The following is a 22,944-nucleotide window of genomic DNA, read 5'->3' as shown; positions in this document are numbered from 1 at the left end:
AACCAGGGGTTTGGAATATGGATAAGCTTCGCAGCATGGAGACCTTTATTGCCGTGGTGGAAAGCGGTAGCTTCACCGGCGCGGCGACGCGGCTGGAGATGTCGGCGGTGATGGTGGGGAAGTACGTTGCGCTGCTGGAGTCTCAGCTCGGCACCCGCCTGCTGGAGCGCAACACGCGTCGCCAGAGCCTGACCGACGCCGGGCGGGTCTATTACGACGAGGCGAAGCGGGTGCTGGAGCAGGTGGCGATTGCCGAAAGCGCGGTTGAACGCCTGCGCGCCGCACCGTCCGGCACCCTGCGGGTGACGGCACCCACCTCGTTTGGCGGCAGTGCCATCGCGCCGCTCACCGCCACTTTTTTACAACGCTACCCGGACGTGCGCGTTGAGCTGGATCTGACCAACCGGATGGTGGATCTGGTGGAGGAGGGTATCGATCTGGCCATTCGTATTGGCGACATTCACAACGACGATCTGGTGGCGAAATACCTCTGTCCTTACCGGATGGTGATCTGCGCCGCGCCGGACTACCTGGCGCGCTACGGTACGCCGCAAACCCCTGCCGATCTGGTGGATCATCTCTGCCTGTCCCACAGCGTGTGGACCGCACGCAACGAGTGGCGGCTGCCGGGCGTCGAAGGCGAGGTGCGCTGGAAGCGGGATGCGGTCCTAAGATGCAACGATGGCTACGGGCTGCGGATGGCCGCAAGAGCCGGGGCGGGGCTGCTGCTGCAGCCGGAAGTGCTGGTGGCGGAAGATCTGGAAAGCGGCAGGCTGGTGCGGGTGCTGGAGGAGTACATTCCGGCGCCAAGACCCGTGCACCTGCTGTGGCGTCAGGATTTACGACCGCTCCCTAAGCTTACGGAATTTATCGCCCATCTTCTGCTAAGATTGGGCACAATATAAAAAAAGAAGGTAAGCAAAGAATGTCTGTGAATAAACTCGCCAGCAGCGCGCAGGGCCTGCAATCATCTGCCATCCGTGAATTATTAAAACATAGCAAAATGGCCGGCGTCATTTCGCTGGGCGGGGGCATTCCTAACCCGGCCTTGTTCGATCGCGAAGGCCTGAAAATTGCCGCTGATGCCGTATTATCACAGCATTTTGGAGAGGCCTTTCAGTACGGTCTGACCGAAGGCGTGCCGGGGCTGCGTGAAGAGATTCAGCGCATCTGTGAAGGGCGCGGGATCCGCTGCAAGGCGGATGACGTGGTCGTGACCTCCGGTTCGCAGCAATCGCTCGACGTGCTGGCGCGCGCATTGATTAACCCGGGCGATACCGTTGTCGTTGAGCGTCCAACCTATCTTGCCGCGCTGCAGGTGTTTGGCCTGGCGCAGGCGAATTTTGAATCCGTTGGCACCGATGGCGACGGAATGAACGTCGACGAGCTCGAAACGCTGGTGGCCAAAAAAGCCATTAAAGCGGTGTATATCGTTCCAACCTTTGGTAACCCTGGCGGCGTGACGCTTTCTGAGGCGCGTCGTAAACAGCTGGTGGAACTCTCGAAGCGCCATGACTTCGTGATCGTCGAAGACGATCCGTACAGCGAAATTAACTATACCGATGAAGTCTTCCGCCCGTTAATTGCCCATGCCAAAGATATCGGCAACGAAGAGAACGTGGTGTATACCTCAACCTTCTCTAAAATTCTTGCGCCGGGTACGCGCGTGGGCTGGGTGCTGGTGCCGGAGTGGCTGAAGCGCGCGGTGGTGAACCTTAAGCAAACCACCGATCTGCACACCAGCACGCTGTCGCAGCTGATGACGTACGAATACCTCAAGACCGGCCGGCTGGCCGATCAGATCAAAACGATCCGCGCAGCCTATCGTCAGAAGTACCAGACGTTCGCCACGGAGCTGGAGGCCGAGCTGGGCGATGTAATGTCGTTCCACAAGCCGAAGGGCGGCATGTTCCTGTGGGCGAAGATGAAAAATGGTTGTAATACCACGCGCTGGCTGGAAAAGACGTTAAGTAACGGCGTAGTATTTGTGCCGGGCGAATTTTTCTACTGCAACGAGCCAGACCATTCGACGCTGCGCATGTCGTTTGTCACGCCAACGGATGAAGAGCTCAAAGAAGCGGTTCGTCGCCTGAAAAAATCGCTGTAAAAGACCTGCGCATAATGGCGTTCCGGCCGTTATGCGCAATACGCGTTCAGGGCGGTACGGGCCGCAATCGTTCATGGTGATCTCCATGTTTGAATTTCTGTTCGGTGTCGTTACGCACACGCCCGCCTGGGTGTGGGTGCTGTTTATCTTCCTTATCTCCCGCGGCATTAAAGCCCGCAGGCCCGCCACCGTTACGCTGGAGCGGCTTGCCATTATTCCGGGCATCTTTCTTCTCTGGGATATCTACGATCTGGTGGTCTATCGCACGCTGACTCCCGGTACTCTCGCATTGTGGACGGCGGGGATCCTTGCCGGCGCAGCGCTGGGGTATTTCCTGATCAAGCAGGCGGTTATCACCCGCGCGGAGGCGCCGCGCAGCCTTTACCGCCAGGCCGACTACACCGCGCTGCCGTTTATGATGCTGGCATTCGGGGTGAAGTATGTGCTGGGCGTGATGAGCGCGGTCTCTCCCCAGACGATGCAGCAGCCCGCCATGAGCGCGCTGGCGATCGTCTCCGGCGGCGTATTTGCCGGCGTCTTTATCGGGAAATTTGCGCGCTATGTTGGGGTGTATAACGCCCGAGCTCAGGCCTGAATTTACAGTAGCCCTTTTTGCGTGAAGGTAATGCGCGTCGCTTCGTTGAGATCCAGCGCTTTTAACGATTCCGGATTAACCCAGGCGATCTCCTGAAACTCTTCATTAAACGTGACTTCCCGGTTGGCGCTGATGCAGTCGAAGATCAGATAGATCATGTAAATCTCCTCTGTGGTGCCATCGGCGTAGGTTTTGACCCTGATGTCATCGCGAAAAGCCCATGGCGTGACCGAGGCGATCTCCAGCGCTTCGCCAAGCTCTTCGCGGATCTCACGGCGCAGCGCCTGTTCCATGGTTTCGCCCGGCTCCATTCCACCACCGGAGAGAGCCCACTGACCGGGGAACACGCCGCGATCGTCGGCCATTTTGCACAGCAGGTAGGCACCGTCGTTCTGGATGATGGGGCAGACAATGGTTCGTTGGCGCATGATTTCTTCCTGAAAAATGAATTTGGGCTACTTTAGCAGATTGGGGGTGAGGGTTATGTTAGAGGTGTTCGATTCTCGCTCCCTGGTTTTCTGCGTTTTGTTGCAGATTCAGCCAGAATTCAATGCTGGTATCGAATGCGTTTGCCAGTCTTATGGCCAAATCAACGGTGAGTTTGATTTTATTGTTTAACAGCGCGCTGGCAGTGGTGTGATCGGTGTTTATTCTCTCTGCCAGTTCTGAGATGCCGAGACTGAGTGGCTTAAGATAATCGTGCAGCAACACTTCGCCTGGTGTGGTTGGGATGCGTATTTTTTCCTTGTTATTCATAAGTAACGTCCTGTTTATAAATATAAAATAGGTGCGGTATGATGCCCTCACCCAACCCTCTCCCTGTAGGAGGGGGCTGAGGGATCCCCACAAAATAATGTCTGCACTGACGACCCCCTCTCCCTTTAGGGAGAGGGCTGGGGTGAGGGGGAACATACGGCTGTGGAGGTTATTCCGTTCACTTTATGTTCCTTGCTACTCTGTAACGGCATGACCTGTGAACGTGCCAGGGTGGCTCAATCGCCACCACCCTAGCGACCCGGGCTCCCGGCGGTAAATCGCCGCTTCGCGGTACCCTCAGCTTATTCCTTCAGGCTATCGGGTCGGGCATGAGCCTGCATCCCTGCAGGCCACGCCCTCTCGGCGCATCCCTGCGCCTCGCCCCGGCCTTACGGAAACGCCTCGGCGATTTACAGCCGGACCAGGGCATCGCTGTAAGCCATTAATTTTCCTGAAGCAACACTCATCGCTTCCGGTTAAAAAAAATTACTGGGATTCCTCACGAGAGAGGGAGAAAACCATGTCAACCCAGCAACGCGACGCCAGCCTCCGTTCTCAGCCAGCGTGGGGCGGTTAGCTGGTCGGCAAAATAGCCCGTCAGTTCACAGAGTAAATCCCTCATCACGCGGGAGGATTCGGGTGAAAGTACGCCTGCTATCAGCAGTTGTGTAACTTCCTCGCAGTAGCGACAGAGCTGATCGGATTCGGTGTTGAATATAGGCTCACGTTCGGGAAACACGTCGACGGTAAGACGTTCCTGTTAGTGCTCAGGGATTGGCTCCAGCAGCATCGGGCGGAGCAGGGCGAGAGTGGAGGCAAGACGACCGCAGAGCGCTATTTTTCTTGCAGGCTCGGTCTCTTCCACCAGAGCTTCGCAATAGCGTTGGCAGTTGTCGGCAAGTTCGGTGAAGTCGGTGTTGTGGTCGAAAGGGGTTGTGAAAAGTGCGTTACTGGTGGTCATCATTTTTCTTCAATCAGGTAGTTAACCCGACCGCGGAAATGCCAATTTCCGGGTGGCAGGTCTGAACGGAGTTGGCATTACCGGCTTGGAGTGTACCGGCGCGTCTTGCGACGCCCCCGTCCAGCCCACCATTGGAATGTAGCCAGACGTGCAGCGTAACAAGGACTTACGCCGTCTCCAATCATAACCGGGATGCCAATCCCGACGCCAGATTTTGCTGGCGTGGGAAGAACATATATCCGAAAAGTCGTTAGCAAAAGTGGAGATAAAGGGATTAGTTAGATTCTGCGAAGCTGCTTCAGAAAAAATGTAGAATGAGGAATGCGTTCAAGCCAAAAATGTTTCACCTGATGAGCCAACATTTGCCGCCGCAAATAATACTGACGATTTATAAAATTAGGAATTTATTAAGGTCTATTTAATCAACATTGCGGCCAAAGTGGCGTATGGTGTTTATGATTAAAAGAAGGATTATGAAGGTGTGTATGGATACCGTCGAGGAACTTGGTGGGACATATTTCTATAAAGGAATTCGCAATATATCGGCTGGTGAGCTGTTTTTCTGGGTTTTGTTAGATAAGATTGAAGAGCAGTTTGGTGGCATAGAGGATGCACTAACGATGAGTTGTATCATTTTAGGACTGCCAATATTAAAGACCAGAAATAAGCCCTACGGAACGACAGCAGGGACATCTATAGCATCAAAATATTTACGTCACTATCTTAATGTAGAGTTACCGGTAAGATTACCGACGTTAACTGAAGCAAGTATTACTACTTTAAAACCTAAGTATGTGACCAATTTGGGAGCCTTTATCGGGAGGGGACTGCCAGTGATTGGCTGGACATTAGTAGCCAGCGATTTGGCTCAAATATGCTATAAAACACTTAAAATGTATAATACGATTGCTCACAAAAAAGACCGTATATGGTAACTGAACAAGAAATTTTGACTTTTTTTCAGAATGAATTGCCCGTAATGGGTACATTTACCGGCAAGCTCATGCCCTTACAGTTGGATGATATATTACAAGAATATGCAGAGGATGATGATTTAGTCGTCTGTATGGATAAATACAGCGTGCGATTCAATGTCGATATAACGCTGATGAATTACAATGCCTATTACCCATGGTTTCACACATGGTTTTTTCGAAAATGGTTTACTGATAAACCCGTGGAACAAATTTCTAAGCCTTTAACGGTAAGGATGTTCGCCGAATCTGCGAAAGCGGGGAGGTGGCTATATGATTAATAAGGAGAGTAATGATGGCCGTACCCGTTCATTTATGGCTAAAAGATGATGCAGGAAATCTGATTAGGGGATCATCTGATGTGGCTTATCGAGAAGGAAGTATTGAATTACGAGGTTTGACACATAATTTGAGTATCCCGGTTGATGGGACAACAGGAAGACTTACTGGAACACGTCAGCACGCTCCCTTCCTGTTTGAAAAAGAAATTGATAGTGCATCCCCCTATCTTTATCGGGCTGTTGCAACAGGGCAAACTCTCAAATCTGCAGAGGTAAAGTGGTATCACATTAATGATGCTGGTCAGGAAGTTGAATACTTCAATATTTTACTGGAAGGCGTAAAAGTTGTTTCTATTACGCCAATTATGCACGATACGCGTAACTGTCCGGGAACAGGGCATATGGAAAGTATCCAACTGCGCTACGAGAAAATCACATGGCGTTATGTTGATGGAAATATTCAATACTCAGATGCCTGGAATGAGCGATCAACGGTTTGAAGTGCAGCAAATTGCCTCCGCTCTATAAATGGAGAGGAGGCATTCCCTGTTCTTCCTGCAAAGATCAACGCTCCCTCAGCGCCTCCTTCGCCCGGTTAAACGGCTTAATCATATAATCCAGCACCGTTTTTTCTCCGGTCTTAATGTCCACCGTCGCAATCATCCCGGGCACAATTGAGAAGTGCCTGCCGGCCTTATTCACCAGGTAGTCCTGGCTGGTGCGGATAAACACCCGATAATAGAACACCTCCGGCTTGGCTTCGTCCTGGATGGTGTCCGGGGATATCGTCTCCACCACCCCGTGCAGCCCGCCGTAAATGGCGTAATCGTAGGCGGTGATTTTGACCAGCGCCTCCTGGTTCGGGTGGATAAAGGCGATGTCGCGCGGCGACAGGCGGGTTTCAATCAGCAGGTGATCGTCCACCGGCACAATCTCCATTAGCTCGCCGTTGGGCGGGATCACGCCGCCGATGGTGGTGACCTTGATGTTTTTCACGATCCCGCGCACCGGGGATTTCACCGTCAGACGGGTGACGGAGTCCTGGCGGCCTTTGAGGATGGCGGAGACCATGTCGACTTCCGCGTTGGCCTTGGAGAGCGCCTCGCGCGCCTGAACGTAATACTGCGAGCGCACGTCGGTGAGCTTCAGCTCCAGGTCGCTTTTCTGCCGCTGCAGGCGCAGGACCTCCACGTGGCTGGCGGCCCCGGTTTTGACCAGCCGCTGGGTGATGGCCAGCTCCTTATTGGCGAGATCGAGCGCGGCGCGCAGCTCTCGCTGAGTATCCTCCAGCTGCGCGCGTCGCGAGTTGTAGAGCCGCGTTTCGTCGGCAATCAGATCCGGCCATTTTGCCAGCGAAGGGGGAAACTTCAGCGGCAGATCGTTCACCTCGGCGTACAGGCGAGCGCTGGAGGCCAGTGAAGCGCGGTAGCGCGCCGCGCTTTCGCCGACGTTCGACTCGGAACGCGTCGGATCGAGCCGCGCCAGGACCTGCCCGGCCTGCACCTGATCGCCCTCGTGGACGTTCAGCTCGGTGAGGATCCCGCCGTCCAGCGACTGTAACACCTGCTCGCGCGAGCTGGGGATCACCTTCCCGGAGCCGGTTGATACCTCATCCAGCACGCCAACCCACGCCCAGACGCCCAGCACCACGAACATCAGCAGCGAGAAGATCACGATCCGCCGCGCGCCGGTGTAGCCGCTTTCGGAGTCGAGGGCGTTATCCAGATCGTCCATTGCGGCAACGTCACGCTGACTGATTTTCATTTTTCCACTCCCGTCCGGTTGCTGCCTGCTGCTGCTGTTGCTGCATACGGCTGTTGTTCAGCGCCTGCGCTTTTGGCGCGTCCATTACCAGCATGCCTTCCTTGAGCACCACGACCCGCTCCACCAGCTCCAGCACCGGTACGCGGTGCGTGGCGACGATCAGGGTGCGATGGCCGAGCCAGTCGCCCAGCCGCTGGATGAACTCCCGCTCGGTGTGCTCGTCCAGCGAGGCGGTGGGTTCATCCATCAGCACGATATTCGGATCGCGCAGGAGCATGCGCGCCAGCAGAATCGACTGCCGCTGCCCGCCGGAGAGCCCCACGCCGTTTTCCATGATCGGGTAGTCCAGCCCCTTGGGTAGCTTCTGCACGAAGCCCGCCGCGCCGGTCATCTCCAGCGCCTCGAAAATCTCTTCGTCGGTGGCGCGCGGCATGCCGAGGGTGATGTTTTCGCGCAGGGTGCCGTAAAACAGCCGCGCGTTCTGGGTCATAAAGCCGACGTTGCGCCGGACGTCGGCGACGTCGAGATGCGGCAGGCTGAAGCCGTCGAGCCGCAGCTCGCCGGCCGCCAGATCCATCCCGCCCGCCATGGCCTGCAGCAGGGTCGATTTCCCGGCGCCGTTGCGCCCGAGGATCGCCACTTTTTCGCCGGGTTTGATCTCCAGACGGTTAATGCGCAGCGCCATGCGCGGATCCTCCGGGTGATAGCGGAACTGCGCCTGTTCAAAGAGATAGTGCCCGCGCAGCACGTCCTGGCGAATTGGCGTCTCCTCGCGCTGGTTCTCGGTGGGCAACTGCATGATGCTGTCCAGACCCTCTTTTGCCGCTTTGACCTGCTGCCAGCGGGCCAGTACGCCGCAGAGCGTCGCCATCGGGGCGATCATGCGGGAGGCCAGCATCGACGCGGCGACCACCGAACCGGTGGTCAGGGTGCCGTCAATCACCATCGGCGCGCCGACCACGATCACGGCGGCGTAAACCAGGCTCTGGATGGTCATTCCCCAGCTGATCAGGTTCTGCGTCAGCTCGCGGGTGCGCAGGCCGGATTCCGCGGTAATCTGGATATAGCTGTTCCACTGCTGCAAAAAGCGGTTTTCCGCCTGCATCAGCTTGATGTCCTCCAGCCCCTGAACGCTCTCCACCAGCACCGCGTTGCGCAGGGTTGATTCATGGGCTGACTGCTTCGCCAGCTCCGCCAGCTTTTTCTGCAGCAGCAGGCCTGGCAGAACCATGATCACCGCCGCGACCGGCGCGATCCACGCCAGCTGCGGAGCGATGATCGCCAGCACCACCACGAACAGTAAAAAGAAGGGCAGGTCGACAATTGTTGAGATGGTGGACGAGGTCACCATCTCGCGGATCTGCTCCAGCTCGCGCAGCTGGGAGATGAAGCTGCCGGTGGAGCGGGGAATAGCGCTGTTGCGCAGCCGCAGCGCGTGGCCGAATACGCGATCCGAAACGCGCATGTCCGAGCGCTTGCCTAGCAGATCCATAATGTGCCCGCGCGCCACGCGCAGCACGAAGCCAAACAGGGTAGCAATCAGCACGCCGATGGTCAGGACGTAAAGCGTCGGGTAGGACTGGGCGGGGATCACCCGGTCGTACACCTGCATGGAGAAGACGATCCCGGAGAGCGACAGCACGTTGATAAACAGCGCGGCGAGCATCACCCAGCTGTATGGGCGCAGGTCGCGCATCACCAGCCGGTAGAGCCAGTCCGGGCGGTATTTAGAGATGTAGGCGTCCACGCGGCTGTCCTTCAGCGCGGCGAGTGGACGCAGGGCAATGACGTGGCGGATGGCGGGCAGCATCGCCGTCATCGACAGGCGGTTGGTGTAGGTCTGGTCGTCAAAGAAGCTGACCTCGAGGGTATCGTCGCCGTCGAAATGTTCGATCACGCCGATCCTCCCGTCGTCCATCGCCACCACCACCGGCAGACGCCAGCTGTTGATCGCCTCCTGGCCGGCAGTAAGCAGCTGAAACGACAACCCCGCCTCGCGTGCCAGCTGGGTGAGGGCGGGTACCATCGGTTTGCCCTTCAGCCACGGCGCGCCCGCCAGCAGCGCGCCGGGAGAACAAGAGACGCGGTAGCGCGTGGCGACAAAGCCAAAGGCCTGCGCCCACTGGACCAGGGCCTCATCCGTCATGTTTTCACCTTGCGGGATATCACGCTGCTTCATGGCTGGATCTCCACGGTCTGGATGGTGCGGTTATCAAGGTCGAACGCGTGACGCAGTTGCCCGGTGTTATAAAGGCAGTTGAGCTGCAGCTGATGCAGTTGACCGAGAGTCTGCTGCTGGGTGAAGCGCGCCTGGTAGACCTCCTGCTCGGCGTTGAGCACGTCGAGCAGCGGGCGCGAGCCGAGATCGAGATACTGCTGCTGGTACAGCTCGCGGGTGCGGGCGCTGAGCGCCTCCTGGCGGCCCTGAATTTGCAGCGTACTTTGCAGGCTCATCACCTGGCTGCGGGCTTCCAGAAGTTTCTGGCGGACGTCAAGACGCGTGCGCTGAATGGTGGATTGCGCCGCTTCCACCGCGTGTCCGGCGGCGTTACGCCGGGCGGTGAGGCCGCCGCCCTGATAGAGCGGCATCTGCACTTTTACCCATGCGGAATACTGGGTGCGATCCCGCGTGTCGCTGCCCGCATAGCGATCGTTCATGTAGTGGCGCACCTCCGGCTCCAGCGAGACGGTTGGCGTCATCTGCGCGTCGGCGTAGTCGAGGTTAGCCTGGGCGACGTTGGCCTGCGCCCAGGCGGCGAGTACCGCGGGAACCAGACGGTCATCCGGCTCGGCGATGTCGCAGCTCCGGCCCAGCTTCTGCGGGAAATCATTGCTGATCGCGTTCAAGCTATTCCAGCCGAGAAAGCTCATCAGCGTGGCGCGGGCGCTGTCCAGGCTGGCCTGGTACTGCATCAGTTGGGCGCGCGCGCCTTCGATACGGGCATCGGTCTGCACCACGTCAGAGAGCGAGGTGGCCCCTTCGTCATTACGCTGGCGGGTCAGCGTGCCGATGGAGGAGAGGGCCTCAAGCTGCTCTTTGGCGGTATCGACCATCTGCTGCCACGTTTGCACCTGCACCATGGCGATGGCGGTATCGTGGGCGATGGTGTCAATGCTCACCAGCACGTTGGCCTGCTGCTGGGCCACGCCGGCGCTCTCGGCGCGCACCTGGCTTGCCACCTTGCCGAAGTCGTAGAGCATTTGCGAGAGAGAAAGCACCAGCGACGGCGTAAAGCCGTTCTGGTCGCCGTCGTGGGAGTAACCGTTGTCCACGCCGGCATTAATCTGCGGATAGTATTTTGATTTAGCGACGTCAACCTCTTCGCTCTGCTGGTACAGTTTTCCCACCGCTTCGCTGATGGCCGGGTGCCAGGTGACGGCGCGGTTGACGGCGTCGCCAAGCTGTAACGAGCCGGGAGCGGCTTTGCCGGCCACCGGGGCCACGCGGCCGTTGAGCGAGGGGAGTTCCTGCGTTTCGCGAAGCTGTCCGGTATTGATCGTTGCCGCCGGGTTCGCGCAGAGAGCGGGCACAGATATCAGGCAGCACGAGAGCCACCAGTAAGGCATCTTCATTCCCATGTCATGTCCCTAATAAAATAAGTACAGCTTTATTGTTATGCCCGGGCGCCGTGCGCCCGGGTCATCTGTTGCAGGTGCTATCAGGTAATGATGTGTTGCTGGTTTACAAGCTCGTCGTAGGTGGTTTGAACCCCATCAAGCGTAACGAGTGCAGTATTAGTGTAGGTGGCTCCTGCACCGTCACGGTCGATGGAGATCACAGTATTGCCATTACTATTAGTGACATGGAGATAATTTCCGAGCGTCGAGGCGCTACCGTTCCAGCCCACCAGCAGATCGCCGATGTCGATCTTGTCCCCCTGCGCCAGCGAGAAGCCGGTCCAGTGATCGCCCGTCGCGCTGCTGACGTTACCCCCCGTGGCGTTGCCTGCGGTGCTGTTCAGCACCTGGTAAATCAGCGTATCGCCGTAGGCCGTGCCGGTAATGGCGTCGTTATGCTCCGAGCTGATGAACTGCGGCGCCATATTGATGGTCAGCGTGGCGCTGTCCGTTTTCCCATTGGCATCGGTCAGGGTGTAGTTGAAGGTCTCCTTCGAGGTGATGGTTGAGAGCGACACCCCGGTATTGAGGGTGTAGGTGTAGTGGCCGTCCGCGCCAATCGCCAGCGTGCCGTAATGGCCGGTAACGTTCACCGTTGCGCTGCCGTTATACGGATCCAGCGTGGTGGTCACGCCGTTGTAGCCGGTAACGCTCAGACGGGTATCCACCGAGTGCAGCTGATCCATTGCCCCGGCGGAATCCGTGCCGTCGAAGATATTGCCGTTAACGAAGTGCCCGCTGGTGGCGTCGAACTGGCTGAGCGAGTAGGTGGTGCCGTTTACGCTTGGGGTAATGGTGATGTTACCCACGCTCAGCCCCGGTACGCTGCCGGTATAGCTCAGCGTATAGGTCCCGGCGTTGAGGTCCAGACCGGTCAGCGGAACGTCGATGCTGCCGCCGAGCAGCGAGCCGCCGCTGAAGGAGCCGGTACGGATCGCGCCGTTGGCATCGCTGATCGTCCAGTTCACCGTCAGCCCGCCCAGCGCCAGCAGCGAGGCAACGTTAAAGTGCAGCGACGCGTTATGCAGGGCGGTGTTCGGATCCACCACAAAGGTTCCGCTTCCGCTGCCCTGGGTTGATGAAAGCAGCGCGGTCGTCCAGCTGGCGCTGCCGACGGTGGTATCGGAGTAGGTTGACGTGTGGTGTACCGAGGTGACATTCATCACGGCACTGACATCGTTAACCGCATCCATCGCCCGCGCGGTTGGGGTGATGTTGAGCGTCGCCGTGTCTTTCGACCCGTCTGGCGCGGTAATGGTGTAGACAAACGTATCCGGGGTGCTGATATGGTCCGCGCCCACGCCGCTCTTCAGGGTATAGGTATACTGTCCGGACGAATCGATGGACAGCGTGCCGTATTCACCCTGAATGGTGGTAGTTCCATTGCTGTTGACCGTCACGCCGTTCACGTCCGAGACCACCGTACCCGCCGGAACAGGGTCATTTGTCAGCACGTCGCCCGTGGTTGTCTCGCTGATGCTCGCCACGCTGTAGACGTGATCCTGCAGAACGCTCAGCGTGTAGGCCGTCAGAGCGGTGATCCCCGCCGCGGTGTTCAGCAGGAACAGGTACTCCCCGGCAGGCAGGTTCAGCGTCAGCTGAGGCGAGGTGCCCCCCAGCAGCGGGGCGCGCAGCCAGCCCGACTCGACGCGAACCTGCTCGAAGGTCTGGGTCGCGTTGTTGAACTTATAGACGTACAGATCGAACACCGACGCCAGCGCCACGCCGCCAACGGAGGCCTGGATGGTCATGGTGCGCGTCGTACCTTCCTCCACGTTATAGATAATGGGGTTGGTCATGTCGTCCAGCAGGTTCAGCCCCAGCGTGTTGCCGAGATTAATGCCCACCAGAGTAAAGCCGCCCTGAGACGAGGTGCCGTTATTAATCTCGCTGACGGTGGTGTCAAAGGTCAGCGAGGCCGTGTCGTCAACGGCGACAATGCCGTTCGTTACGCTGCCCGCACCGAGCGACAGCACGAGGTTCGCCGACGCGCTCACGCCGTTATGGGTGATGGTGTAGGTGAAGCTCTCCGTGCGGCCAATCACCGCGGCGCTGGTGTCGGTGAGGTTGTAGGTGTAGCTGCCGTCGCGGTTAATGGTCAGCGTACCGTACTGCCCCTGTACGACCGTGCCGTCGGCGTTGACGCTGGTGGTTACCCCCAGCGCGTTGGTGACGGCGGAAACGGTGGTCCCGGCCGGCGCGTTGTCGCTGCCCGCGGTCGGGTCGGTATCGAGGATCACGTTGCCGTTCAGGCTGGTGTCGCCCGTGACGGTGCCCGCGCTTGTCTCTTTCACTGCCACGTCGAGGCTGGTGTAGGAGCCGGTGGCCAGCAGGTTGGTGTTATAGCTGAGCACGCGATAGTCGCCGTTCGCCAGCCCGGTCAGGTTGAGCGATACGCCGGTGGCCCCCAGCGTCAGCAGGTCGGCAAACTGCGGTTGTCCGGTATCGATAACCGTGGTCCAGGTGCCGTTGACGCTGTCGAAACGCTGCACCACCAGCTCAAGGGTGTTGAGCAGGGAGAGCACGGCGCCGGTGGCGTTGGCATTCACCACGATATCGGCACTGCCGCCGCTGCCAACCGTGAAGTCCACCTGCGCGGTGTCATTCCCCAGCAGCGTCAGAACATTGCCCACCGCCCCCACCAGCAGGAAGCCATAATCGCTGTACTGGCTGTTGGTGACGGTGGCGGTGGTGCTGAGATCCAACTCTTCAACGTTATTGCTGGCGGAGAGCGGCACCACCGGCGCGAGGACTGAACCAGGCAGAGAGGTATTGCCCGCGGCGTCGGTGGCGGTGATCTGCAGCGTCTGGCCTTCCGTCTGCTTGTTGAGGAAGGTGTAGCTGTAGGTCCCGTTGCTTCCTGCGGTGGTCGTCACCGTGGTGCCGTCGGCAAGACGGATGGAGACGGTGCTGCCGGCCTCCGCATTCCCGGTCAACACGCTGCCGTCGGCGTTAATGGTGCCGGTCGGTGCCGTTGGCGCGGTGAGATCGACGATCACGGTGGTCGCGCCGGAAACCGGGCTGGTACCCGAACCGTTGCTCGCGGTGGCGGTAAAGGCGTGAGCGCCTTCGCCTAACGCCGGGGTGGTGAAGCTCCAGTTGCCTGAACCGTCCGCGACCACGGTGCCCATCGACACGCCGTTGTTATACAGCGTGACGGTGGAACCCGCCAGGGCGGTCCCGCTCAGGGTTGGGGTGGTATCGTCGGTGGTTTTGCCGTTGGTCAGATTGCCGGTCACGGTGCCCACGTTATCGTTGATGGTGGCGATAACCGGCGCGTTCGGGATCGGCGTGACGGGCGCAATCACCGAGGCGCTGACGCCGGCGTTACCGGCCTTGTCGGTGGCGTAAACCAGCAGGGAGCCACCGTCGGTCTGCGCCGGGGTGATGGTCGCGTTAAAGTTCCCGCTTCCGTCCGCCGTTGCGGTACCGAGCACCGTTCCGGTACTGGTGGTGATGGTGACGGTACTGCCCGCTTCGGCGGTACCGGTGACGTGCGTCCCGTTGGTGATCACCGCCAGGCTGCCCGGTGCGCCAGGCGCGGTCAGATCCACGGTAATGGTGGTTGGGGCCGACGCCACGCTGGTGTTGCCCGCCGCATCCGTGGCGGTGGCGGTGAAGGTATGCGAGCCTTCCGCCAGCGCGGTGGTGGTTTGCGGCAGCGTCCAGTTGCCGTTGGCATCGGCGGTGACCGTGCCAACCAGGGTGCCACCGTCGTAGATGCGCACGGTGGCGTTGGCTTCGGCGGTACCGTTCAGCGTTGGGCGCGCGTCGTTGGTCGGGTTGCCGCCGGTTATCGGTCCGGTGATGCTGCCCACATCATCCACTACCGAGCTGATGGCCGGAGCCGCTGGTGCGGTAGCATCCACGTTAATCACATACCCGGTGGTAGGCGCGCTGGCGTTGCCGGCCGCATCCGTCGCGGTGAAGGTCAGACTGTGCTGCCCGTTAGCGAGCGGCGTGGTTGGCGTAAAGCTCCACGCTCCGCCGGTGGCGGTCACGCTGCCGATCTGCACGCCGTTATCGAAGATTTTCACCGTCGCGCCCGCTTCCGCCGAACCGGTGAGGGTAGGCTGCGCGTCGTTGGTTAACCCGCCGTTGGCAATCGGCGTGGCGGCATTACCGACGTCATCCACAATGCTGCTCAGTACCGGCTGCGCAGGCGGTGTGGTGTCGATAGTCAGGCTGAAGGTTGCTGACGGATCGCTGGCGTTGCCAGCCGCATCCGTCGCATAGGCCGTGAAGCTGTGCGTGCCCGTCGCCAGCGTGGTGTTAAGCAGAATGCTCCAGCTTCCGCTGGCATCCGCGGTGCCTGTTCCCACAAGCGTTGTGCCTTCAAAGATATTGACGGTGGCAAACGGCTCGCTGGTCCCGACGAGACGTGGAATTGTGTCGTCGGTGGTCTGCCCGGAGCTGAACGCTCCGGTAATGGTGCCCACATCGTCAATCGCCTGGCTGATAACCGGCGCGTTGGGAGGAGTGGTATCCACCACCAGCGTAAAGCCAGGCGAGGCCGGGCTCACGTTGCCGGCCGCATCGGTGGCCGTGGCGGTCCAGGTGTGGCTGCCGTTCGCCAGCGGCGTGGACGGCGTAAAGCTCCATGCGCCGCTGCCGTTCGCCGTGGCGGTGCCGACCTGCTGACCATTCTCGTAAATCGTAATGGTGGCATTGGCCGCCGCCGTGCCCGTCAGCGTTGGCGTGGTGTCGTCGGTACTCTGTCCGGAGGCGAGCGGGGCCTGAACGCTGCCGGCATTGTCCGCCGCGGTCGAGATAACCGGCGCTGACGGCGCAATAGTGTCCACCGTCAGGTTAAACGGTGCCGTGGTGGCGCCCGTGTTGCCTGCCGCGTCGGTGGCGTTGAAGGTGATGGCGTGAGGTCCCTCTGCGAGCGCGGTGTCCGGGGTAAAGGTCCAGTTCCCCTGAGCGTTGACCACCGCGGTGCCAATCTCGCTGCCATCAACAATGATATGCACCGTGGCGCCGATTTCGCCCGTGCCGTTGAAGGTTGGACGCGCGTCGTTGGTGCTGTTGCCCGTGCTGAGCGTACCGGTCACCGGGCCGACATCGTCAATTACGCTAACGATCCCCGGCGCGGAAGGGCCCGTGGTATCGACCGTGAAGACGAAGACCGGCGAGTTGGCGGAGACGTTACCGGCGGCATCGCTGGCGTTAATGCGAATGTTATAGCTGCCATCCCCCAGCGCTGGGTTAGGGATAAAGCTCCAGTTGCCGTTAACGTCTACCGGGGCGGTGCCAATTTCCACGCCGTTGTTCAGGATGTGGATGGTACTGCCCGCGGTACCTCTCCCGGTGAGGGTTGGCGTGTCGTCATTGGTGACCTGGCCTGTCGTGAGATTTCCGACAATCCCGCCCGCCGCGTTGTCGCTGACGGTATCCAGCACGGGGACCGCGGGGGCCGTGAGGTCGACCACCACGCCCCAGGTGTTGGAGACCTGGCTGACGTTACCCTGCGGATCGGTGGCGATGACGGTAAAGCTGTGCAGCCCTTCACCGAGGGCGGTGTCAGGGGTAAACGTCCATGCGCCGGTGCCATCCGCGGTGACCACGGCAATCTGCGTGCCGCCGTCGAAGATCGTCACGACGCTGTTCGCATCTGCCGTACCGGTAATCGTTGGCGTCGCGTCGTTAGTCGGATCGCCGCTGACCACGGTGGTGGCCGCGTTGCCGACGTTATCGGTGACGTTGGTAATCGCCGGTGTGGTGGAGATCGTATCCACCACGACGGTAAAGCCCGCCGAAGGTCCGCTCTGGTTTCCGGCCGGATCGGTTTCGCGGATGGTCAGAACGTTATTACCCTCCGTCAGCACGGGCGTCGTGTAACTCCAGGTGCCCGTGCTGCCGACCTGCGTGGTCCCCAGCAGCACGCCGTTGCTGTAGACGGTGATGGTATCGCCCACCGCGCCGGTGCCGGTCAGGGTTGGCTGGTTGTCGTTGGTGGCCTGGCCGTTGGTCAATGGGCCGGTGCCTGGACCGACGTCATCAACCACCGCGCCAATGGTTGGGGTACCGGGGGCGGTGAGGTCGATAGTCACCGTGGCGGCCGGAGAGAGGCCGCTGGTGATTAAGTTGACCGTGGTAGTCGCTTCAAAGTAGTGGTTTCCTGGGCTCAGCGGTACGAGCAGCTGATAGCTCCATGTGCCACCTGACCCTACCGGGATAACCGCCAGCGGGATCAGGCTGCCGTCCTGGTAGAGCGTGACGGTACTGCCCGCGGGGGCCGTTCCGCTGATGACCGGGGCGGTATCGTCCGAGGTTTTACCCAGCACGTTGCCCGTTACGGCTCCGACATCGTCAGTGATGGCGGTGATGATCGGAACCTCTGGCAGATTGGATACCGTACCGCTGACGGTAAAGTCGGCCTCCGGGCTTGTACGCCCTGAGGCATCGGTTGCGGTCACGGTCAGGACAGCGCCATCCTGCTGAGCCGGACTCAGCGCAATGGAGAAGTTGCCGCCGGTAGCCACCCCCGTACCGAGAACGTTGCCATTACTGTCGGTTACGGTGACGGTTGCGCCCGCTTCGGCAGTGCCGGTCAACGGTGTACCTTGAATGGCTATACCGGAAACGACAGGTGCATCCGGATCGTCGGTATTCACCGTCACGCTAAGCGGAGCAGAACTGAGGGAGGTATTACCCGCCGTATCAAACGCAGAGACGGTAAAGGTATGGGAGGTATCCGACAGCGTACTGCCTGCGGTCCAGCTCCATGTACCGTTCGGCTGCACCGTCACCGTTACGGGTGACGGGACGCCGTCCACGGAAACGATCACCGTACTGCCCGGTTCGCCAGTGCCGGTGAGGGTTGGCGTACCGTCGCGGGTGTAAAGGATGCTATTCGTGACCTGGCTGTCAGAGACCGCGTTAATCTGCGGTATTTCAGGTGCAACGCTATCGAGCGTGACGGTAAAGACCTGGCTGGTATCGCTGACGTTACCCGCGGCGTCTACTCCCGCAACGGTGATATTCAGCTGGCCGTCACTCTGGGACGGCAGATCAAGAGACCACGTACCGTTCGCCACAGCGACGCGCCCAACCTCGACGCCGTTGTTATAGACGATTACCGTCTCGCCGTTGACGCCGGTTCCGCCGACGGTCGGCGTGGTATCCGTGATAATACCGCCATTCGGCTCGCCGCCGACGGCACTAATGACGGGGATATCCGGTGCCTCGGTATCCACAGTAATGGTAATTCCAGCCGAAGGATCAGAAACGTTGCCCGCCTCATCTGTCGCAGTGGCGGTAAATTCGTGGCTTCCCTCATCAATGCTGCTGTCAGGACGCCAGCTCCAGTTGCCGTTGCTGTCTACGGTGACGCGACCCACTTCGGTGGCAGGCTGATTGTTCACGCTGTCATAAATAATGATCACGTCGTTCGCCGTACCGGTGCCGCTGAGTACTGGGCGCGGATCGTTAGTGGTTCCGCCATCGGCAACCGGACCGGTTATCTGGCTCACGCTGTCGGTCACGGTTGGGGCCGCAGGCGTGGCCGGTGGGTCGGTATCAATGGTGATGGTCACCGGCTGGGACGGGGCGCTTTCATTGCCCGCGCCATCCTTGTTGGTGACGGTGAGGGTGATGTCATAGGTGCCATTGTCCAGCGGCGTCGTTGGCGTCCAGCTCCAGTTGCCGTCGCTGCCTACCGGGACCTCGTCAACTTTAACGCCGCCGATATAAATCGTGACGGTATCGCCCGCCTCCCCGGTGCCGCTCAGCGTTGGGGTGGTATCGCGGGTAACTTCTCCCGGGTTCAGCGCGACCTCGGTTGTACCGCCATCCGGATTGACGGTGACGGCCGGAGTGTCCGGCGTGGCAGGCGCGACGGTATCCACCACCAGGTTAAACGGATCGGAGACGGTGGTGTTCCCGGCGGCATCTGTGGCATGAACGGTGATCGAATGCGGGCCGTTGGTGAGCGGGGTGGTTGGCGTAAAGCTCCAGCCTCCGCTGCCGTCGAGGGTTGCGGTGCCGAGCAGAGTATTGCCGTCATAGAGGGTGATGATGGTGTCCGCCGGCGCGCTGCCTTGCAGCAGGGGCTGGGTGTCGTCCGTGGTATCGCCACTGTTGAGCGGGCCCTGCACGTCGCCAGCGTCATCGGTCACGGTGGCGATGGTCGCGGCAGGCGGCGGCGTGATATCAACCGTAAAGGTAAAGCCGCCTGAAGGGGAACTGCTGTTACCTGCTGCATCGGTCGCGACGACGGTCACGGTATGTTGCCCATTGCCAATCGGCGTGGTGGGGGTGAAGGTCCACGCGCCGTTGCTGTCTGCCACCGCCGTACCAATGCCGGTACCGTCCAGACGAATGGTGACCGTCGCGCCCGGCTCTGCGGTGCCGTTAAGCGTCGGGGTCGGGTCGTTGGTGGTTTCACCGATGTCGAGCGCGCCGGTGCGGCCTTCAACATTATCCACCACCTGCGTAATGACCGGCGTGCCGGGGGCGACGCTGTCGACCGTAATGCTCCAGGTGTTAGAGGTTGCACTGGCGTTACCTGCGGCGTCGATGGCTTTCGCGCTCAGCACATGTCCGCCTTCATGCAGATTCACGCTCGGGGTAAAGCTCCACTGACCGGAAGAGGGGATAACCAGCGTGCCGATTTGATCGCTGCCGCTGTAGATATAGAGCGTTGTGCCTGCTTCACCGGTACCGCTGATGGTCGGCGTTGCATCGTTGGTGAGCCCGCCCTGTCCGACAGGACCCGTGGTGGCCGGGAAGTCATCGACCACCGAGAGAATCACCGGCGTTTGCGCCGGGGTAATGTCCGGCGCGAGCGCCGGCGTGGTTGGCCCGGTATTCCCTGCGGGGTCGGTCGCATCTGCCGTCAGGGCTTCGCCGTTGGCTTTTGGCGGATTCAGCGTCACGCTAAAGTTACCCTGGTCATCGGTGACTGCCTGACCTACGGTGACGCCGCCTTCGCGAATGGTTACGGTGCTTCCCGCTTCTGCGGTGCCGGTGACGGTGGTGCCATCCCCGGAAACGACCACGTTGTCCGGCGCAAGCGGCGCAGTGCTGTCCGGTGACGTGGCCGTCCCCGGCAGGCTGACATTACCGGAGCCATCGGTGGCGATGACGGTCAGCACTTCGCCGTTGGTCTGGGCGGGGCTGATCGGCGTACTGAAGGTGCCGTCGCCGTTGGCTGTGGTTTCACCGATAACCGAGCCATCGGCTCCTTTAATGGTGACCGTGCTGCCCGGTTCCGCCGTGCCGCTGATGCTTTGTCCATCATCAGCGACCTGAAGGTTGCCGGGCGCCTGAGGTGGCGTGGTGTCTGCGGCGGTGACGGTTGCCGCCGGGCTCTGGTTGCCTGCGGCGTCAGAGGCCACGACCGAAATGAGCTGACCGTTGGTTTGCGCAGGGGAGAGCGTGGCGACAAAATTACCATTGCCGTCGGTTGTCGTGCGGCCAACGATCTCCCCGTTATTGTTGGTAATCACGATGCTGCTGTTAGGCTCGGCGGTACCGGTAATCTGCGTGCCTGCCGGGTTAAGGGTAATGACGGGGGCGTCCGGCGGTGTGGTATCCACGATGAAGACGATCGGCTGCGACATGGCGCTCTGGTTTCCGGCGCCATCGGTGCTCTGGACGGTAATGGAGTGAGAACCTTCCGCAAGTGGGCTGGTTGGCGTAATGGTCCAGGTGCCGTCTGGCTTAACGATCGCCTCGCCTACGAGCTTGCCGTTATCATAAATGGAAATAGTGCTTCCGGGTTCTCCCCGGCCCGTCAGGCGCGGCTGAGTGGAGTCAGTCACCTGCCCCACGGCGAGGGCGCCTTTCAGCGAGCCGGTATCATCGTTAATTACGATGGCGCTGGGTGTGACCGGAGGAGTGAGATCCACGTTAAGGGTGAATGCGGGCGATGGGGGGCTGGTATTACCCGCCACATCCGTTGCCGTGACGGTGATCGAGTGGTTACCTTCACTGAGATTTACCGACGGGGTGAAGGTCCAGGTGCCGTTGCTGCCGGCCACTGCGGTGCCAATAGCGACAGAACCGTCATAAATGGTAATGGTGGATCCCGCCTCTGCGGTGCCGCTGATTTGTGGCCGCTGATCGTTGGTGTTGCCGCCGTTACTGATTGTTCCGGTCACCGGGCCGACATCGTCCGTTGCGCTGGTAATGACGGGAGCGCCTGGCGCGGCTGTATCGACAATAAAGTTAAAGGCACCCGACGCCGGGCTGGTATTGCCAGCCGCATCGGTGGCGGTTGTGGTAATCGTGTGGCTGCCGTTAGCGAGATCGGTAGTCGGGGTAAAGCTCCAGCTACCTTTCGCATCCACCTGCGCGGTGCCAATCTTTTGGCCGTTATCGTAAAGGGTGATGGTGCTGCCGGGTTCGCCGATACCGCTTAAGGTCGGGCGGGCGTCATCAGTACGCTGGCCGTTCTCCAGCGGGCCAGCTTTGTCGCCGACATCGTCATTGACTATCAGGATATCCGGAGCATCCGGCGCGGTGGTGTCCGGGGCGGTCACCGTCGTCCCCGGGCTGGTATTCCCCGATGGATCGGTAGCGGTGGCGGTAATCTGCTCGCCGTTGGTCAGCGGCGTTCCCAGATCGATGGTGAATTTACCGTCGCTGCCGGTTTTACCCGTGCCAATTACATTACCGTCGGCATCTTTCAGCGTGATGGTACTGCCCGGTTCCGCGGTACCGGAGACAGTTTTACCATCCGCAGAGAACTGAAGACCGGTTGGGGCATTCGGCGGTGTCGTATCCGGATCGGAAGGGTTTGTCGGCGTGCCGGGGTTCGTGCCGTTGCCATTATCGTCATCACCACCGCCGCCGCCACCGCCACCACTTGCCGCCGCCGCGATGCCGCCCGCGGCGACAATGCCGCCCAGTGCCCATGGCCAGATGGCGGCGCCACCGGCATCACTCCCGGACGAGGCAAGCAGCACGTCCGTGGAGGCGATAGATTCATACGTGGCGGCCCCGGTAGGATCTTCAATCCACCATAATGCGCCTTCGCTGTCCTGCAGAACCAGCTGGCTCGCCCCCTGAGCATCAGTGACGTAGAAGTTTTTAAGGGTAATCACCTCGCCGGAGTGGAGTGTGATCACCAGATCGTTACCGCTGCGGGCGAAATCGGCGACACTGGCCCGCTCGATATGAAGTTCAACGATAGAGGAATGGCTCAGCGTAACCTGGGTGCCTTCCGTGGTCGTTTCCACGCCAGTAAGTTTCGATATAACAGAGATTTGGCTCATTTAAATATTACTCCAGCAGAAGTGTCGTGAACGGCGAGCAAGACGAGCCATCTCTGCTGAAGGTAAAGGGCGCCCCCGGCGCAGTTGCTGTTATAACGCAGCACTGACCGTTAATTTTAGCGCGCACGATGCCCGCCAGGATTTAGAGTGGCAACATCAGAGCGAATCTAATTACGTATCAAAGAGAACAGTTTTTATTCGTGTTTTTTGCCTTATAAAACCCTGTAATTAATAGAGGAATTGTTTTTGAAGATATAAAAATGATATAGACAGAAAACGCTGGTTGTGCAACTTAAGCTTTCGTAAATAGAGAGGTAAACAATGGAGTGGGCATTAATGCATTGATGGTGTTTATAATTTTATTTTTTATATCATTGTTTTGTAATGCTTTTATTTTATGTTCTGGTGCTGGTAATTAATGCTGCTGTTGTGGTGTGATAATTGGTAGGGACCTCCTGGAATATAAATTAAAAGGCTATTGTTTATGCCTGCTTAATACGCATTTAAGTTAGGGTAACGTTTTTGATGTAAGATATATTATGTCACTTGTTAAATGAAAATATATTCTTATGCAGGATTGAAACTCTGCTAATGTGCGGAAAAATAACAACGCCGGATGGCAAGGATAAAATAACCTGTTTTATTTTCAATGCGATTACGACATAA

At 59.3% G+C, this 22,944-nt stretch carries 12 protein-coding genes and 1 pseudogene; 6 read left to right on the top strand and 7 right to left on the bottom strand.

Annotated features, from left to right (window positions below):
- The first annotated feature begins 17 nt into the window (after positions 1-17).
- The 3 genes from ACWHWP_RS18105 to ACWHWP_RS18095 all read left to right on the top strand — a co-directional run bounded on the left by ACWHWP_RS18105 (position 18) and on the right by ACWHWP_RS18095 (position 2,702).
- A complete protein-coding gene (locus tag ACWHWP_RS18105) occupies positions 18-905 on the top strand; it encodes a LysR substrate-binding domain-containing protein (RefSeq protein ID WP_447856106.1) in 888 nt (295 codons plus the stop codon).
- Positions 906-925: 20 nt separating this feature from the next.
- Positions 926-2,107, top strand: a complete 1,182-nt coding sequence (locus tag ACWHWP_RS18100) for an aminotransferase-like domain-containing protein (protein WP_063428903.1) — start codon at positions 926-928, stop codon at positions 2,105-2,107.
- A gap of 85 nt (positions 2,108-2,192) precedes the next feature.
- Entirely contained in the window at positions 2,193-2,702 is a 510-nt protein-coding gene (locus ACWHWP_RS18095; protein WP_447856105.1) for a DUF6622 family protein, read from the top strand.
- 2 nt (positions 2,703-2,704) lie between these two features.
- Here ACWHWP_RS18095 and nudI read toward each other — a convergent pair whose 3' ends face one another.
- The 3 genes and pseudogenes from nudI to ACWHWP_RS18080 all read right to left on the bottom strand — a co-directional run bounded on the left by nudI (position 2,705) and on the right by ACWHWP_RS18080 (position 4,422).
- Positions 2,705-3,130, bottom strand: a complete 426-nt coding sequence (gene nudI, locus ACWHWP_RS18090) for a nucleoside triphosphatase NudI (RefSeq protein WP_429057655.1) — start codon at positions 3,128-3,130, stop codon at positions 2,705-2,707.
- 58 nt (positions 3,131-3,188) lie between these two features.
- Positions 3,189-3,458, bottom strand: coding sequence for a HigA family addiction module antitoxin (locus ACWHWP_RS18085; RefSeq protein WP_447856104.1), 270 nt, complete (start codon positions 3,456-3,458; stop codon positions 3,189-3,191).
- Positions 3,459-3,981: 523 nt separating this feature from the next.
- A pseudogene (locus tag ACWHWP_RS18080) lies at positions 3,982-4,422 on the bottom strand (hypothetical protein).
- A 482-nt stretch (positions 4,423-4,904) separates the two neighbouring features.
- Between ACWHWP_RS18080 and ACWHWP_RS18075 the strand changes: the two are divergent.
- From ACWHWP_RS18075 to ACWHWP_RS18065, 3 genes are read left to right on the top strand one after another with little or no spacing between them, the layout of a single operon-like run.
- A complete protein-coding gene (locus ACWHWP_RS18075; RefSeq protein ID WP_447856103.1) occupies positions 4,905-5,354 on the top strand; it encodes an STM2901 family protein in 450 nt (149 codons plus the stop codon).
- Positions 5,348-5,674 (top strand): DUF1493 family protein, encoded by a 327-nt coding sequence (locus ACWHWP_RS18070; protein WP_447856102.1) that lies wholly within the window; start codon positions 5,348-5,350, stop codon positions 5,672-5,674. Before ACWHWP_RS18075 ends, ACWHWP_RS18070 begins: the two co-directional genes overlap by 7 nt.
- 14 nt (positions 5,675-5,688) lie before the next feature.
- Positions 5,689-6,174 (top strand): Hcp family type VI secretion system effector, encoded by a 486-nt coding sequence (locus ACWHWP_RS18065; RefSeq protein WP_049008703.1) that lies wholly within the window; start codon positions 5,689-5,691, stop codon positions 6,172-6,174.
- Positions 6,175-6,238: 64 nt separating this feature from the next.
- Here the strand turns inward: ACWHWP_RS18065 and ACWHWP_RS18060 are convergent, their stop codons facing one another.
- From ACWHWP_RS18060 to ACWHWP_RS18045, 4 genes are all read right to left on the bottom strand, one after another.
- On the bottom strand, positions 6,239-7,408 hold the full coding sequence (locus tag ACWHWP_RS18060) for an HlyD family efflux transporter periplasmic adaptor subunit (RefSeq protein ID WP_123138623.1): 1,170 nt from the start codon (positions 7,406-7,408) through the stop codon (positions 6,239-6,241).
- Positions 7,409-7,418: 10 nt separating this feature from the next.
- On the bottom strand, positions 7,419-9,617 hold the full coding sequence (locus ACWHWP_RS18055; protein ID WP_447856101.1) for a type I secretion system permease/ATPase: 2,199 nt from the start codon (positions 9,615-9,617) through the stop codon (positions 7,419-7,421).
- Entirely contained in the window at positions 9,614-11,017 is a 1,404-nt protein-coding gene (locus ACWHWP_RS18050; protein WP_047348109.1) for a TolC family outer membrane protein, read from the bottom strand. Before ACWHWP_RS18050 ends, ACWHWP_RS18055 begins: the two co-directional genes overlap by 4 nt.
- An 80-nt stretch (positions 11,018-11,097) precedes the next feature.
- Positions 11,098-22,278, bottom strand: a complete 11,181-nt coding sequence (locus tag ACWHWP_RS18045) for a BapA/Bap/LapF family large adhesin (protein ID WP_447856100.1) — start codon at positions 22,276-22,278, stop codon at positions 11,098-11,100.
- Positions 22,279-22,944 lie beyond the last annotated feature (666 nt).

Source organism: Enterobacter sp. WI-ESBL-E8, from assembly GCF_053364895.1.
The sequence above is the reverse complement of the archived record's forward strand: the minus strand, read 5'-3'. Positions and strand labels throughout refer to the sequence as shown.

Bases quoted from the DNA above. Each gene is read 5' to 3' on its own strand.
- ACWHWP_RS18070 (WP_447856102.1), top strand. From the start codon at position 5,348: ATGGTAACTGAACAAGAAATTTTGACTTTTTTTCAGAATGAATTGCCC.
- ACWHWP_RS18050 (WP_047348109.1), bottom strand. From the start codon at position 11,017: ATGGGAATGAAGATGCCTTACTGGTGGCTCTCGTGCTGCCTGATATCT.
- ACWHWP_RS18095 (WP_447856105.1), top strand. From the start codon at position 2,193: ATGTTTGAATTTCTGTTCGGTGTCGTTACGCACACGCCCGCCTGGGTG.
- ACWHWP_RS18100 (WP_063428903.1), top strand. From the start codon at position 926: ATGTCTGTGAATAAACTCGCCAGCAGCGCGCAGGGCCTGCAATCATCT.
- ACWHWP_RS18105 (WP_447856106.1), top strand. From the start codon at position 18: ATGGATAAGCTTCGCAGCATGGAGACCTTTATTGCCGTGGTGGAAAGC.
- ACWHWP_RS18075 (WP_447856103.1), top strand. From the start codon at position 4,905: ATGGATACCGTCGAGGAACTTGGTGGGACATATTTCTATAAAGGAATT.
- ACWHWP_RS18055 (WP_447856101.1), bottom strand. From the start codon at position 9,617: ATGAAGCAGCGTGATATCCCGCAAGGTGAAAACATGACGGATGAGGCC.
- ACWHWP_RS18060 (WP_123138623.1), bottom strand. From the start codon at position 7,408: ATGGACGATCTGGATAACGCCCTCGACTCCGAAAGCGGCTACACCGGC.
- nudI (WP_429057655.1), bottom strand. From the start codon at position 3,130: ATGCGCCAACGAACCATTGTCTGCCCCATCATCCAGAACGACGGTGCC.
- ACWHWP_RS18065 (WP_049008703.1), top strand. From the start codon at position 5,689: ATGGCCGTACCCGTTCATTTATGGCTAAAAGATGATGCAGGAAATCTG.
- ACWHWP_RS18085 (WP_447856104.1), bottom strand. From the start codon at position 3,458: ATGAATAACAAGGAAAAAATACGCATCCCAACCACACCAGGCGAAGTG.
- ACWHWP_RS18045 (WP_447856100.1), bottom strand. From the start codon at position 22,278: ATGAGCCAAATCTCTGTTATATCGAAACTTACTGGCGTGGAAACGACC.